Annotated in this window: 14 protein-coding genes and 1 tRNA gene; 10 read left to right on the forward strand and 5 right to left on the reverse strand. The window is 67.8% G+C overall.

Annotation, left to right across the window (positions count from 1 at the left end; all coding sequences use genetic code 11):
* The 5 genes from K6T84_RS01380 to K6T84_RS01400 all read right to left on the reverse strand — a co-directional run bounded on the left by K6T84_RS01380 (position 1) and on the right by K6T84_RS01400 (position 4,699).
* Positions 1–1,059, reverse strand: a complete 1,059-nt coding sequence (locus K6T84_RS01380; RefSeq protein ID WP_225401601.1) for an NAD(P)H-dependent amine dehydrogenase family protein — start codon at positions 1,057–1,059, stop codon at positions 1–3.
* A complete protein-coding gene (locus K6T84_RS01385) occupies positions 1,059–2,690 on the reverse strand; it encodes a long-chain fatty acid--CoA ligase (protein WP_225401600.1) in 1,632 nt (543 codons plus the stop codon). Before K6T84_RS01385 ends, K6T84_RS01380 begins: the two co-directional genes overlap by 1 nt.
* 52 nt (positions 2,691–2,742) lie before the next feature.
* Positions 2,743–3,798 (reverse strand): YncE family protein, encoded by a 1,056-nt coding sequence (locus tag K6T84_RS01390; protein WP_224864766.1) that lies wholly within the window; start codon positions 3,796–3,798, stop codon positions 2,743–2,745.
* A gap of 457 nt (positions 3,799–4,255) precedes the next feature.
* Positions 4,256–4,329: transfer RNA gene (locus tag K6T84_RS01395), tRNA-Leu, on the reverse strand.
* Between the two features lie 64 nt (positions 4,330–4,393).
* Positions 4,394–4,699, reverse strand: a complete 306-nt coding sequence (locus K6T84_RS01400; protein ID WP_224864764.1) for a DUF732 domain-containing protein — start codon at positions 4,697–4,699, stop codon at positions 4,394–4,396.
* Positions 4,700–5,181: 482 nt separating this feature from the next.
* Here K6T84_RS01400 and K6T84_RS01405 point away from each other — a divergent pair, with 482 nt between their 5' ends.
* From K6T84_RS01405 to K6T84_RS01450, 10 genes are all read left to right on the forward strand, one after another.
* The gene (locus K6T84_RS01405) at positions 5,182–5,481 is read left to right on the forward strand and encodes a PE family protein (RefSeq protein ID WP_224864762.1); all 300 of its coding nucleotides are present in this window, start codon (positions 5,182–5,184) and stop codon (positions 5,479–5,481) included.
* A gap of 9 nt (positions 5,482–5,490) precedes the next feature.
* The gene (locus tag K6T84_RS01410) at positions 5,491–6,729 is read left to right on the forward strand and encodes a PPE family protein (protein WP_225401599.1); all 1,239 of its coding nucleotides are present in this window, start codon (positions 5,491–5,493) and stop codon (positions 6,727–6,729) included.
* An 8-nt stretch (positions 6,730–6,737) separates the two neighbouring features.
* Positions 6,738–7,979, forward strand: a complete 1,242-nt coding sequence (locus K6T84_RS01415; RefSeq protein WP_225401598.1) for a PPE family protein — start codon at positions 6,738–6,740, stop codon at positions 7,977–7,979.
* Between the two features lie 42 nt (positions 7,980–8,021).
* Positions 8,022–8,318 carry a WXG100 family type VII secretion target gene (locus K6T84_RS01420; RefSeq protein ID WP_224864759.1) on the forward strand — a complete coding sequence of 99 codons (297 nt, stop codon included), beginning with the start codon at positions 8,022–8,024 and terminating at the stop codon, positions 8,316–8,318.
* A 14-nt stretch (positions 8,319–8,332) separates the two neighbouring features.
* The gene (locus K6T84_RS01425; RefSeq protein WP_224860776.1) at positions 8,333–8,617 is read left to right on the forward strand and encodes a WXG100 family type VII secretion target; all 285 of its coding nucleotides are present in this window, start codon (positions 8,333–8,335) and stop codon (positions 8,615–8,617) included.
* 227 nt (positions 8,618–8,844) lie between these two features.
* Positions 8,845–9,687: a PE family protein gene (locus K6T84_RS01430; protein ID WP_304621327.1), complete on the forward strand. Its 843-nt coding sequence runs from the start codon at positions 8,845–8,847 to the stop codon at positions 9,685–9,687.
* Positions 9,688–9,727: 40 nt separating this feature from the next.
* Positions 9,728–10,915 carry a PPE family protein gene (locus K6T84_RS01435; protein WP_225401596.1) on the forward strand — a complete coding sequence of 396 codons (1,188 nt, stop codon included), beginning with the start codon at positions 9,728–9,730 and terminating at the stop codon, positions 10,913–10,915.
* Between the two features lie 28 nt (positions 10,916–10,943).
* Complete coding sequence (locus tag K6T84_RS01440) at positions 10,944–13,466, forward strand: ATP-binding protein (protein ID WP_225401595.1); 2,523 nt, start codon at positions 10,944–10,946, stop codon at positions 13,464–13,466.
* Positions 13,466–14,149 (forward strand): response regulator, encoded by a 684-nt coding sequence (locus K6T84_RS01445; protein WP_224864757.1) that lies wholly within the window; start codon positions 13,466–13,468, stop codon positions 14,147–14,149. Before K6T84_RS01440 ends, K6T84_RS01445 begins: the two co-directional genes overlap by 1 nt.
* A gap of 66 nt (positions 14,150–14,215) precedes the next feature.
* Positions 14,216–14,683 (forward strand): DUF1942 domain-containing protein, encoded by a 468-nt coding sequence (locus tag K6T84_RS01450; RefSeq protein WP_224864755.1) that lies wholly within the window; start codon positions 14,216–14,218, stop codon positions 14,681–14,683.
* The last annotated feature ends 150 nt before the right edge of the window (positions 14,684–14,833 follow it).

The following is a 14,833-nucleotide window of genomic DNA, read 5'->3' on the forward strand; positions in this document are numbered from 1 at the left end:
TCACCGCGCCAGGTGCGGGGCGGCCCGGCCGGTGATCAGCGGCAGGTCGAAGAAACTCGCGATGCCCGGCGGGGCGGCACACGTCGCCGGGACGGCGTTGACGCAGTGCGCCGCGGTCGCCACGATGCCCGGGTTGCTGAGCAGGCCGTCCTCGACGGTCTCGGGTTGCCAGCCTTTGACGGTGACGAAGGTGTCCGGGTTGCCGCGCACCTCCATCTCGTAGCGTTCCCGTGCGGGTCCGAAAGACCATGGCGGGTCGAGGTTCTCCTCGCCCATCAGCCAGTTCACCGTGATCCGCACAACCGGGGTGTCACCGACCATTGCCTCCCAGTGGAAGCGGCGTGCCGCGACCTGGCCGGGCTCGATGACGCCGATCGGGGAGTCGATCGGCGCGGTGGCCACCGCCACTTCCTGCGACGGTCGGATCTGCTCGTCGGCGGCAAAACCCATCCGGTCCACGCACAGTCGAGCCGCCTGGATGAACCCGCTGTTGAGCATCTTCTGCATGGGTCCGGTCAACGCCTGCTCCGGCGTGCCGCCGAAACCCATCACGTGACGCAGCACGTCGGGTGCGCCGTAGGTACGCAGGTCCGAGAACTCTTCGCAGCGAACGAATGTGACGCCGGTCGACATCACCGACAACAGCAGCGGGAACAACTCGCTGACGGCGCCGGGTGCGATGCCGGCACCGTGCAGTGTCGCATTGCCGGCCTTGGCCGCCTCTTCCAGCGGCGCGGCTGCCCGTTCGCTGGGATAGACCCAGCCGACCGGGGTGACGACGTTCTTGCCGGAGCGCAGCAGGGCGGCAACCTCATCCGCGTTGCCCATCAGCGGGGCGTAGATCACCGCGTCGGCGTCCAGCGCCAGGATCTCCTCGACGCTGTCGGTGGCCGTCACCCCTACCGGTGCGGTGCCGATGATCTCCCCGACGTCCTTGCCGCTCTTGGCTTTCGAGTGCACCCAGCAGCCGGCCAGTTCCAGGTCGGGATGCTCGAGAACCCCCTTGATCGCTGCAATGCCGACTCCGCCGGTCGCCCATTGGATGACGCGTAAACCCATCAGTTGTGCTCCTCACTCACCTGGTATCGGTTCTCGGCGTACCGAGCCCGGATGGTCTTCTTGTCGTACTTGCCGACGCTGGTGCGGGGAATGGTGTCGACGAAGGTCCAGCGCTCCGGTAGCCACCATCGGGCGACCTTGTCGGACAGGAACGTTCGCAGTTCAGCGGCGCTCACCGATCCGCCTTCGCGGGCCACGACGACGGCCAGGGGGCGTTCCTGCCAGCGCTCGTCGGGCACTCCGACGACGGCGGCCTCGACCACGTCGGGGTGGCCGATCAACTCGTTCTCCAACTCGACCGAGGAGATCCACTCACCGCCGGACTTGATCACGTCCTTGGCCCGGTCGGTCAGGGTGATGAATCCCCGGGTGTCGATGCTGCCCACGTCACCGGTGCGCAGCCAGCCCGAGGAGAACTTGGACTCGTCTTCGCCGCGGTAGTAGCCGCCGGTGATCCACGGACCGCGTACCTCCAACTCGCCGATCGCCGCACCGTCGTTGGGCAGCACTTGATCCGCGTCGTCGACGATGCGGGCCTGCACACCGCAGACCGGCTGACCCTGGGTACCGCGCAGCGTCCAGTGCTCTTCGGCCGGGGTGCCCGGCGGCGGCCAGGCCATGGTGGCCAGTGGGGAGGTCTCGGTCATGCCCCACAGTTGACACACCTGCACGCCGTAACGTTCCTCGAAGGCCTGCATCAGCGACACCGGGACGGCCGAGCCGCCGCACGCGACCTTCCGCAGCGACGAGATGTCATGGCCGGGTTCACGATCCAGGTAGTGCATGACGTCGTTCCAGATCGTCGGCACCGCGCCGGCCAGCGTCGGCCGCAGCTTCTCGATGAGGGCGACCAACGACGGTGCATTGAGGTGCCGGTCGGGCATGGCCAGATCCGCGCCGGCCATCAGCGCCGAGTACGGCAGCCCCCACGCGTTGGCGTGAAACATCGGCACGATCGGCAGCACGCAGTCAGCCGAGCCGACTCCGATGCCGTTGGTGGTGCAGCCGGCCATCGTGTGCAGGTAACTGGACCGGTGGCTGTACACCACGCCCTTGGGGTTTCCGGTGGTTCCGCTGGTGTAACACATTGCGGCGGCAGAGTTCTCGTCGATAAGGGGCCAGTCGAACTCTGGCGACTCGGCGGCCAGGACGTCGGCGTAGCGCAGCACGGTCTTGCCGGACTCCTCCAGCGGCGCGGCGTCGCCGTCGCCGACCACGATCACCGTGTGCACGGTGTCGAGTTGGCTCAACACCGGTGCCAGCAGGCCGATCAGTGATGCGTCGACCAGGATCACCCGGTCCTCGGCCTCGTTGGCGACGAACACGATCTGCTCGGCGAACAACCGGATGTTGAGGGTGTGCAGCACCGCGCCCATCGACGGGATCGCCAGGTAGGCGACCAGATGCTCGGTGTTGTTCCACATGAACGTGGCCACCCGCTGGTCGCCGGTGATGCCCAGCCGGCGCAGCGCGTTGGCCAACTGGGCCGCCTGCGCGCCGACCTCACGGTAGGTGGTGGCCCGAAAACCATCGTCGGTCATGGTTGTCACGGTGCGGGCACCGTGGACCCCGGTGGCGTGCGCAAGGATGGCGCCGATGGTCAACGGCCAGTTCTGCATGGTGCTTTGCATCGACATATTCGATCATGCCGACGCCGGCCGTGGGGCCGCGCCTTACCAGGAGCTACACCGCGGGTTCGAGCAACAGCATCCGGCTGACGGCGTCGTCGAGGGCGAGCTGCTCGTGCAGCGACGCCGACGGTGCCGGCAGGTCGGCCAGTGAGGCGACGGTCACCGCGCCGTCGAAGTCGGCGATGTAGAGCCGACTGCCGTCGGGGCTCTCCACCGCGCACGACGGTGCGGTGGCCGCGTTCAGGGTGCCCAGAGTCTCGCTGGTGCGGGCGCAGATGGCCACGATCCCGGCGGCGGTCACCAGGTAGACCCGGGCGCCGTCGCGGCTCACGATCAGCTGGATCAGCTGCGCGTCGACGACCAGGCCGGCGCCGGCGGCGTGGGTGCGGGCATCGACGACGTGCACCGTTCCGCGCCCGTCGGAACCACAGGTCGCTACGAACAGCAGCGACCCGTCCGGGCTGACGGCGACGTCGATGATGGTCACGCCGACCCTGATGACGTCGATGACGTTGAGGTTGCGGTCGAGCACGGTGACGGCGTCGCCGGAGGGATGACGCACGGCGGCATACAGTCGCTGGCCGTCCGGGCTGATCCGCAGGCACGCCGAGTCGGCGACCCGGCTGCCGGACACGGACACCGCACCCAGCGGGCGCATGGCCTCATCCAGCGCAAGCACCTCGACGCCGGCCGGGCCGGTACGGGTGACGTAGACGCGCTGGCCCATCGGGTCGGCGACCAGGTGGCCGATGCCCAGCTCGACCGGGTAGCACCCGATGACCTCGGCTGCATCGGTGTCAATAGCCAGCACAGCGTCCAGCGCCATGGTCGAGGCGGTGGCGTAGGCCCGGGCGGTACCCGCGGGGCCGGCGGCGATCGAGAAGGGTTCGTCGGTGCGGAACACGGTGCTCACAACGGTGCCGCTGGCGGTGTCGATGATGGAGATGGTGTCGTCGCCGTAGTTGGTGGTCATCAACCGGGCGCCGTCCGCGCTCACCGCCATGCCGCCGATCGGACCGCGTTTCACCGCTACGGTGTCGACGATGCGGGCGCCAGGGTTGGCCGGTCCAGTAGCCGCCACGTCGTCCACATCGCTCCCATCGATCACTGTTCGTATCGTCTTCGTATCGTCACTACATGCTTCGCGGGCGAGCTGGTGCGGTCAGGTGACGACGGGCTACCCAGGCGAGGCGTTCGGTCGATCTTAGCGGTGAATTCCAGGTAACCCGAAAATGTCGTAATTATTGTGAGCGAGGTCGCACGGTGAACTCGGGTACCGCGCCGCGCGCCGCGGACCAAGGCTCGTTCAGCAACCTTGGCCAGGGTTGTTGTGCTGCTCGGACGTCATATCCAGCTAATTTGTGATTTGAGTCGCAATTAATAATTCAATAAGACGTCAGAAATTCTCTTCATGCGAATTCGACGGACCTCGTCACAGACTCTTGCAAAAGTTCCGGCGGGCGAGTAGAAGGGTCGCGGCGCTGCCGCTCCGGGCCCCGCGAGGCTGTAGTTGGCGTGCTCACCACTCGCACTTCTTCGCGCTGACAACAGGCTCGCGAACGCCGTGCCCCCAGTCGGACTCGAACCGACACTGGGCGGATTTTAAGTCCGCTGCCTCTGCCAATTGGGCTATGGGGGCTCGCGGCGAATCTAACGCGACGGCCTCGCCAGCGCCCTACCGGCACTCCGAGAAGAGGTAGAAATCAGGCGTGCTCGGGGCAGTAGTTCTGCGCGGCGATCCGGGCGAATTCCGCGGCGCGCTGCAGCGAGAAACCCGGGTTGGTGGTCTGCACCGCCACCACGGTGTCCATCGGAGTGAGGCCGGCGTCCATCAGCTGACACACCGAGTGCCCGGCCGAGATGGCCACCTGGTCGGAGCCTCGGTGACTCAAGCCGGCCCCGGACAGCTGGGTGAGAAAGGCAGCGTCGCTGCCGACCGGCTCTGCGTTCGCCGGGGCCGCCAGGCCGACTACGGCGGCGAAGCCCGCCAGCAGCAGAAACCGATTCATAGCTCGTAGTGTGCTGAGTGTTCGTTAAATGCGTGTTACACGCGGTTTACTCCGCCAAATCCAGATGTTAAATCCGTGTTACACAGCCCTCACAGCCCCGAGACGAGCGGCAGGCACGACGGGTTGACACGGACCAAATGCGTTGTCCATCAACACGATTGACAATCAACCGGGTCGGACCGAAATGGCCGCACCCGCGCCCAGCGCACCGGTGTGAGCTGGGCCACCGTCGCCGCAACGCCAAAGCCGTTCGGCGAACACCCGATACCGTCACGCACGGCTTTTACCTCCCCGCCCTCGTCCGGCCTCCGGCGCGCGACATCGTGACCCCTCACACACCGCGGACACACCGCGGCCGGGGTGCATGTAAAGAGTTCCAACACCGCGGTTAAGAAGCGGTTAACGAGCTTTCACAATCACCCAGTCGTACGCAAGTGTGGTGCCAGAAGCCAATTCGTCACCTGGCTTGTAAGGAGATTTCCATGTCTTTCGTGACCACGCAGCCCGAGGCGCTGGCGACCGCCGCCGGCAACCTGCAGTCGATCGGTGCGGCGCTCAACGCCCAGAGTGCCGCGGCGTCCGCCCCGACCACCGGCGTCGTTCCCGCGGCCGCCGACGAGGTCTCGGCGCTGACCGCCGCACAGTTCGCCGCGCACGCCAGCCTTTACCAGACGGTGGCCGCGCAGGCTGCGGCCATTCACGAGATGTTCGTGGCCACGCTCAAGGGCAGCTCCGAGTCGTACGCGGCCACCGAGGCCGCGAACGCGGCGGCGGCGGGTTAGGCGGACATCATGTGGGATTACGGAGCCCTGCCCCCCGAGATCAACTCCGGGCGCATGTACACCGGACCGGGTTCGACGCCGATGATGACGGCCGCCGCGGCCTGGCGCGGACTGGCCGCCGAACTGACCGCGGCCGCCCACTCCTACGAGACTGTGATCTCCGAGCTGTCCGGTGACGAATGGCTCGGTCCGGCATCGACATCGATGGCCACGGCCGCGGCCCCCTACATCGCCTGGATGAACTCCACCGCCGCGCTGGCCGAACAGGCCGCTGTCCAGGCCACATCCGCCGCCGCCGCGTTCGAGACGGCGCGGGCGGCCACGGTGCCCCCGGCCGCGGTCACGACCAACCGGGTGCAGCAGGCGGCGCTGGTGGCCACGAACATCCTGGGCCTCAACACCCCAGCGATCGCGGCGCTCGAAGCCAACTACGCGCAGATGTGGGCGCAGGACGCCGCAGCCATGTACGGCTATGCCAGCGGCTCGGCCGCCGCATCGCAGGTCACCCCGTTCAAGGAACCGGCCCAGAACACCAACCCGGCCGGGCTGGCCAACCAGGGGGCCACGGTCGCCCAGGCCGGTGGCAGCAGCACCGCCAACACCACCGCGCAGACGGCGCAGATGATCTCGGCGCTGCCGAACGCCCTGCAGAGCATGGCCTCGCCGGCAGCATCAACGGACTGGATGACACCGATCATCGAGTTCCTCTACAACGACCCGACAAACGGCTTCGCGTACATGTTCGGCACCCCGCTGTACAGCCTGTTCAACACCGCCGGCACCGGCGCGGCCTTCATCCCCTCCGCGCTGCTGCCAAGCCTGATCGGTTTCATGAGCGGCGGTGGCTTCAACGCCGCCACCGGCAGCGCACTCGGCAGTGGTCTGGGAGCCGCGTTGAGCCCCGGTGGTGCCCTCGGTGCCCTCGGCGCGCTCGGCGGTGGCATTTCCAGCGGTGTCAGCAGCGCATTCGGGGTCAGTGCGGTCACCCCCGCCGTCACCGCCACCATGGGTAAGGCCTCACTGGTCGGGACGTCGTTCTCGGCTCCCGGCGGCTGGGCGGCGGCCACGCCCGGCTCTGCGGCGCTGACCAGCGGGCCCGGCGGCTGGGCGGTCCCCTCGGAGACCCACAACAACATGGCCTCCATGCCCCCGCCGGTGCCGACCGGCATGGGGCGACAAGGCATGAACTACGGCACGCCGCGCTACGGGTTCCGGCCCAAATTCATGCCCAAGCCGATGGTGGTCTAGGAGCAACGATGATCGACTACTCATTGCTGTCGCCGGAGATCAACTCCGGGCGCCTGTACTCCGGTCCCGGCTCCACTCCGATGATGACCGTCGCCTCCGCCTGGCGCGGACTGGCCTCGGAGATCTCCTCGGCTCTGACGTCGTGTGAAACGACGATCACCCAGCTCGTCGACGAACAGTGGATGGGCCCGGCATCGGCCTCGATGACCGCCGCCACCAAGCCGTATCTGGCGTGGATGGCAGACACGGCGGCCAAGGCCGAGGAGGCGGCCACCCGGGCCACCGCCGCAGCCGCGGCGTTCGAGGCCGCCCACGCCGCCACCCCTCCTCCGGCAGCGATCGCCGCCAATCGCGCCCAGCAGAAGCAACTGGTGGCCACCAACGTCGTCGGCCAGAACTCGGCCGCGATCATGGCCAGCGACGCACAGTACTTCCAGATGTGGGCCCAGGCCACCAACGTCATGTACAGCTACGCGGCGTCCTCGGCCGAGGCCACCAAGGTCACGCCGTTCACCGAGCCCAACCAGCCCACGAATCCGGACGGCACGGCCAACCAGGCCGCCGCGGTCAGTCAGGCCAACAGCACCGCCGCCGGCAACACCGCGCAGGTGGCACAGGCGATTTCATCGGTGCCGAACACGCTGCAGACGCTGACCACGCCGGGCACCGCCGACGCCGGGCTGCCCCCGTCCACGTGGTCCGGGCTGCTCGAAGCCATCGGCCGCAACGCGTCGATCAATGGTGTTGTGTCGCTGGCGACCTACCCGCTCAACGGCCTGATGAGCTTCACCGGAACCTCGGCGGCGTTCACCCCGGCCAGTTTGATTCCGACCATGACCACGTTCTTCTCCGGTGGTGGTTTCAACGCCCTCGGCGGTGGTGCGGCAGGCGCCGGGATCGGTGCCCTGCTGGCCCCGGGTGGTCCGCTGAGCAGCTTGGGTGCGCTGGGCGGCGCATCGGCGTTCGCCGCGAGCGCCCCGACCGTGACGGCCGGCGTGGGTCAGGCCACCCTGGTCGGCGAGCTGTCCGCGCCGGCGACCTGGGCCGCGGCCGCTCCCGCCGCCGATGCCGTCGAGACGGCCAGCGCCTTGCAGGCCAACAGCTGGACGGCCGCCCCCGAAGAAGTGCAGTCGATGGCGGCCATGCCCGGCGGGATGCCGATGGGTGCCGAACGGGGCGGTTTCGGTCTGGGCACCCCCCGCTACGGCTTCAAACCGACCGTCATGGCGCGGCCGGTAGTGGCCGGATAAACCCTTACCGCGCAACGGAACCGCAGAAAAGGAGAGACACCGATGGCTACACGTTTTATGACGGACCCGGACGCGATGCGGGCGATGGCGGGTCGGTTCGATGTGCACGCCCAGACCGTTGAGGATGAGGCGCGTCGGATGTGGGCCTCGTCGACGAACATCTCGGGTGCGGGTTGGGGTGGTCTGGCGGAGCGGACCTCGATGGACACCATGGGTCAGATGCAGACTGCGTTTCGCAACATCGTGACGATGCTGCACGGTGTGCGCGATGGTCTGATCCGCGACGCCAACCACTACGAGAGCCAGGAAGCTGCGTCGCAGCAGATCCTGGGCAGCTAGGGAGGATTAGGAAGATGTCGATCAACTACCAGTTCGGTGATGTCAACGCTCACGGCGCCTTGATCCGTGCCCAGGCGGCTTCGTTGGAGGCTGAGCACCAGGCGATCGTGCACGATGTGCTGGCCGCGGGTGATTTCTGGGGTGGTTCGGGTTCGGTGGCGTGCCAGGAGTTCGTGTCCCAGTTGGGTCGCAACTTCGCGGTGATCTACGAGCAGGCCAATGCTCATGGTCAGAAGGTGCAGACCGCCGGCAACAACATGGCCAACACCGACGCCTCGGTGGGCTCCAGCTGGGCCTGACCCGCCCGGCCCGACAAGCAAAAGACCGGCGCAGCGGAGGGGGTTGCGCCGGTTTTTTCTGCCTACAGCACCCCGAGCACCCGACGGCTGAAAGCAAACCGTCAAAAATCCGAGAAAGCCCGTAAAGAACTCGTTAACGACCGATCACCTCAAGTAGTCGGGCGGAAACAGTGGAGTCCGTGACCGAGCCCAGCTGGGGGCCGGCTCGTATCCCACCAGGAGTCGTCATGTCCTTCGTGACCACCCATCCCGAGGCGATGGCGGCGACCGCCACCAACCTGCAAGCGATCGGTTCGGCGATGACCGCGCAGAGCGCCGCGGCGGCCGCACCCACCACGGGTATCGCACCGGCGGGCGCCGACGATGTCTCGCTCCTGCAGGCGACCCAGTTCTCCGCCTACGGTCAGCTGTACCAGCAGATCAGCGCCCAGGCTGCGGTGATTCAGGAGATGTTCGTCAACACCCTGCGCACCAGCGCGGACTCCTACGGCAGCACCGAGACCGCCAACTCAGCCGCCGCCGACTCGTCGGCGGCCGGGGGCCTGCTGGGCGCACTCACCGGGACGTCGGCCGCCGACCCGACCTACGGGCTGGGCGGGATCGCCAGCAACAGCGCTGTCTTGGCCGCCATGCAGGGTGGCACCATCGGCTCGGCCGCCTCGGAATTCACCGGGTTGGGCAAGGGCTACATCACCGCCCCGTCGGGAGTGGTGCACCACGTCGCACCCGAAGCCCTGGCCTTTCCTTCCGCAAATCTCGCCAGCGAAGCCACCCCTGCGAGCGCGGCAGCTGGCGCGCCGGTGCCGATGGGCGCGGGCCAGGCGGCGGCACCGACCCCCGGTGCGCCGGTGCCACCGAACTGGGCCGGCCAGACCGCCCCGGCGCAGGCAGCACCGGCTCAGGCCACACCGGCTTCGTTGTCCGGTACCGGTACGGCCGCCGCCGCACGGGGCGCCTCGATGGGCGCGGTTCCCGCTGCGATGCCCGGATCCTCAAGCGAGCAGGGCAGCCGCGGCCGGCTGCGATACGGCATCAAACCGAAGGTGATGCCGCGCCCACCGGTGGGCTGACGGCAGACACCTCGACTACCAGCGATCGGAATTGACGAACATGGATTTTGGCGCCTTACCCCCGGAAATCAACTCCGGTCGCATGTACGCCGGTGCCGGTGCGGCACCGATGATGGCGGCCGCTGCGGCGTGGAACAGTCTCGGCGCGGAACTTTCGACAACCGCGACGTCCTACCAATCGGCGATCGCGGCACTGACCGGCGAGGAGTGGCAGGGACCGGCCTCGGCGTCGATGGCCGCAGCGGTGACGCCGTACGTGAACTGGCTCAACACCACCGCGGCCGCCGCCGAGTACGCAGCCACCCAGGCCATGGCCTCGGCCGCCGCGTTCGAGGCGACGTTCGCGATGATGGTGCCGCCCCCGGCGATCGCCGCCAACCGGGCGCAGCTGGCCGCACTGGTCGCGTCGAACATCCTGGGCGTCAATACCGCGGCGATCGCCGCCACCGAAGCGCTCTACGCCGAGATGTGGGCACAAGACGCCATCGCCATGTACGGCTATGCCGCCTCCTCGGCGAGCGCCGGAACACTGCAGCCACTGTCCTCTCCCAATCCGATCACCAACCCAGTCGGCACGGCTGGTCAGGCGGCCGCGGTCGGCCAGGCAACGACCGGCAGCACCCAGTCCGGGTTGAATCAGCTGGTCTCCGGGCTGCCCAACGCCCTGCAGACCATGTCGTCGCCGTTGAGCGCCGCAGCCTCGCCCAGCCAGGCCGGTGACTTCCTATCGAATTTCATCGACTCGACGCAGAACATCGGTATCTGGAACGCAATTCAGACCTACAGCACCTACGGGGTGACCGCCGGGTCCTGGCATCTGTTCGCGGGCATCGCCAGCGCCATCGCCATCGCCAACCCCGGGGTGGGGGGTGCCGCCGGGGTGATGCTGATGGACTCGGTCGATGCCGCCCCGGGCGGCGCGGCGGTCACCGGCCCGGCACCCGCCGGTCGCGCACCGGTCCTGGCCGGCATGGCCCAAGCCGCGCCGGTCGGTGGACTCTCGGTGCCGTCGACCTGGCCGGGGGCGCTGCCCGGCGAGACCGGTACGGCGCCGTTGATCACCTCCGAGTGGATCCCGGGGTCGGTCGAGGAAGGACAGTCCGTGTCGGCGGTTCCCGCTGGAATCGGTGCTGCCGGGGCGGCCGCCGGACGCAGCGGCCGAGGCCTCGGCGACCCGCGCTACGGGTTCAAACCCACCGTGATGGTGCGGCCTGTCGTTGCTGGCTGATGCCCTCGGTTGCCGCGATGATGGTCTGGTGAGTCTGGTGAGACAAGCCGGGCGGCCTGGAGAACCACGGGGAGAACTGCGCATCTACCTCGGAGCCTCGCCCGGGGTCGGCAAGACCTACGCGATGCTCGGTGAAGCGCACCGCCGCACCGAGCGCGGCACCGATGTCGTTGCGGCCGCGGTCGAGACCCACGGCCGCGACAAGACCGCGGAGCTGTTGGCTGGCATCGAGATCGTCGGCGAGCCCGGTGGGGAGCTCGATGTCGACGCGGTACTGACCCGCCACCCCGAAGTGGTCCTGATCGACGATCTCGCCCACACCAACCCCGCGGGCAGCCGTAATCCCAAACGCTGGCAGGACATCGAGGAATTGCTTGCCGCCGGGATGACGGTGATCTCCACCGTCAACGTAGAGCAGCTGGAGAGTCTGAGCGACGTCGTCGCCAAGATCACCGGGACCACCCAGCACGACACCGTCCCCGACGCGGTCGTGCGCCACGCGACGCAGATCGAACTCATCGACGTCGCACCAGAGGCTTTGCGCCGCAGGCTGTCCCACGGAAACGTCTATCCGCCAGAGAAGGTCGACGCGGCGCTGTCCAACTATTTCCGTGGCGAGACGCTGACGGCGCTGCGGGAATTGGCGCTGCTGTGGCTGGCCGGCCAGGTCGATGCGGCATTGACCAAATACCGCGCCGACAAGAAGATCACCCAGACCTGGGAGGCGCGAGAACGCATTGTCGCGGCGGTGACCGGCGGCCCGGAGTCCGAGACGCTGGTGCGCCGGGCCTCCCGCATCGCGTCCAAAGCCGGCGGCGAACTGATGGTGCTGCACGTCCTGGGGGACGACGCGCGTTCCGGTGCGACCGCACCGTGGGTCGGCAAGATCCGCCAACTGGCGATCAGCTTGGGCGCTTCGCTGCACACCGTGATCGGTGACGACGTGCCGACCGCGCTGCTGGACTTCTCGCGTGACGTCAACGCCACCCAGTTGGTGATCGGTACGTCGCGCCGCTCCCGCTGGGCCCGCATCCTCGACGAGGGTGTCGGTGCCGCGGTGGTGCAGCAGTCCGGCGACATCGACGTCCACATCGTCACCTACGAGGACGCCAAGCCGAGTTTCCGGGGAATCTCGATCTCGCCGCGCGAACGACGTGCGGCTTCCTGGCTGGCCGCCGTCATCGTGCCGTGCCTGATGTGCGTGATCATTGTGAGCTGGTTGGACCGCTACTTCGACGCCGGTCAGAGCGCGCTGTTCTTCGTAGGTGTGCTGGTGGTGGCCCTGCTCGGCGGTATCGCTCCGGCCGTGCTCTCGGCGTTGCTGTCCGGGGTGCTACTGAACTACTTCGTGCTCGCTCCGCGGCGCGACTTCACCATCGCCGAACACGACGTGGCCGTGACCGAAGTCGTCCTGCTGTTGGTGGCCGTCGCGGTGGCGGCCCTGGTCGACGGCGCGGCCAAACGAGCTCGGGAAGCCGGTCGCGCGTCCCGCGAAGCAGAGTTGATGACGCTGTTCGCCGGTTCGGTGCTGCGCGGCGCGGACCTGGACACTCTGCTGGAGCGGGTGCGCGAAACCTACGCGCAGCGGGCGGTGAGCCTGGTCCGCGTCCCGAACAGCACCGCGACGCCTGAAGTCGTCGCCTCGGTCGGCGATAATCCCTGCACCACAGTAGATCTCGCGGACACCTCGATCGATGTCGGCGACGACGAATTCTGGATGCTGATGGCCGGCCGGCAGTTGGCCTCCCGTGACCGCCGGGTGCTGTCGGTGGTGGCCCGGCAGGCCGCCGGACTGGTACGCCAGGAAGAACTGGCCGCCGAGGCCGGCCGAGCCGACGCGGTGATGCGGACCGACGAGCTGCGCCGTTCGCTGTTGTCGGCGGTCAGCCACGACCTGCGCACCCCGCTGGCGGCAGCCAAGGCGGCAGTGTCGAGTCTGCGCGCCGACGACGTGGACTTCTCCCCCGGCGACACCGCCGAACTGCTTGCCACCGTTGAAGAATCGGTCGATCAACTCACCGGCCTGGTGGGCAATCTGCTCGACTCCTCGCGGCTGGCCGCGGGTGTCATCCGGCCGGAGTTGACCAAGGTGTACCTGGAGGAGGTGGTGCAGCGCGCCTTGATCGGAATCAGCAAGCGCAGCAACATCTTCGGCCACGGCCGCGGGCTCGACCAGGTGAAGGTCGAAGTGGGCCCGACGGTGGCGATGGCCGATGTCGGGTTGCTGGAACGCGTGCTGGCCAACGTGATCGACAACGCGTTGCGCTACGCCCCAGACAGCATGGTGCGGGTGACGGCCGGCCGAGTCGGCGACCGGGTCCTGATCAACGTCGCCGACGACGGCCGCGGGTTGCCCCGTGGCGGCGAGGCGCACGTGTTCGATCCGTTCCAGCGCCTCGGCGACCGCGACAACACCAGCGGCGTCGGCCTCGGACTTTCGGTGGCACGAGGATTCACCGAGGCGATGGGCGGCACCATATCAGCGACCGAGACACCGGGAGGCGGGTTGACCATGGTGGTGGACCTGGCCGCACCGGCGGGAGACATCTGATGAGCACACGAGTCCTGGTAGTCGACGACGAGCCGCAGATCCTGCGCGCGCTGAAGATCAACCTCTCGGTGCGCGGCTACGAAGTCGTCACCGCGGCGACCGGAGCCGGCGCCCTGCGCGCCGCTGCCGAGCAGCGTCCCGATGTGGTGATCCTCGATCTGGGGCTGCCTGACATCTCCGGCATCGAGGTGCTGGCCGGGCTGCGCGGCTGGCTGACGGTCCCGGTGATCGTGCTGTCCGCCCGCACCGACTCGGCCGACAAGGTGGAGGCGCTCGACGCCGGTGCCGACGACTACGTGACCAAGCCGTTCGGCATGGACGAATTCCTGGCACGGCTGCGCGCCGCCGCACGACGCAACGCCGCAACCGCGGAAATCGACCAGCCAATAGTGGAAACCGCTTCGTTCACCGTGGATCTGGCGGCCAAGAAGGTCACCAAGGACGGCGGTGAAGTCCACCTGACTCCCACGGAGTGGGGCATGTTGGAGATGCTGGTCCGAAACCGGGGGAAGCTGGTCGGCCGCGACGAGTTGCTCACGCAGGTATGGGGCCCGGCATACGCAAAGGAAACCCAATACCTTCGGGTCTATCTGGCGCAGTTGCGCCGCAAACTCGAGAACGATCCCTCGAACCCCAAACACCTGCTCACCGAGGCCGGGATGGGCTATCGATTCGAAGTGTGAAGCTTTGATGTTTTGAAATCCGCCGGCGCGGATATGCCTGAGGGACCTAGCGGAAGGAGCTTTACCGTGATGTTCTCTCAGATTGCGAAGAAGACGGCAGTAGTCGGAGCCGGCCTCACGACGGCCGGAATGCTGGCGGTGGCGCCCGCCTCCGCGGACCCACAGGTGGTCGGATTCGGGCAGACCCAAGAGATTCAGAGCCCCGGTGGGGCCATCGACTACACCGTCTCGGACCTGCAACCCAGCGGGCACAACGACGGCATCTGGTACTCGGACGTGACCGCCGAGGCAGTAAGCGGTTCGCCCACTCCAAACATCGCCAACTTCAATGCGCGTGCCGTCAACAGTTCAACGTTCGCGGTGATGAAGGGCAATGAGGTCGACGGCCTGCCCAACGGGCCGATCGCCGCGGGCAGCGAGACCAGCGGACGACTCTACTTCGACGTCAAGAACGGCACCGCACCGGACAGCGTCGTCTACCGCGACGCCGCTGGCGTCGACAAGGTCGTCTGGAAGAGCCGACAGCCCGCTTGAGTCACGTCGCCGGGGGCGCGGCCAGATCCACCACCATGGTGAGGCCGCCGCCCGGAGTCTCGGTGGCGTGCAGCGTCGGGCGCATAGCGCAGGGCGTTGTCCAGCAGGTTGGCCGACCGGGTCCGACCTGAAGTTAGACCCTTTACGCCT

The organism is Mycobacterium zoologicum (assembly GCF_020181635.2).
Classification (GTDB): domain Bacteria; phylum Actinomycetota; class Actinomycetes; order Mycobacteriales; family Mycobacteriaceae; genus Mycobacterium; species Mycobacterium zoologicum.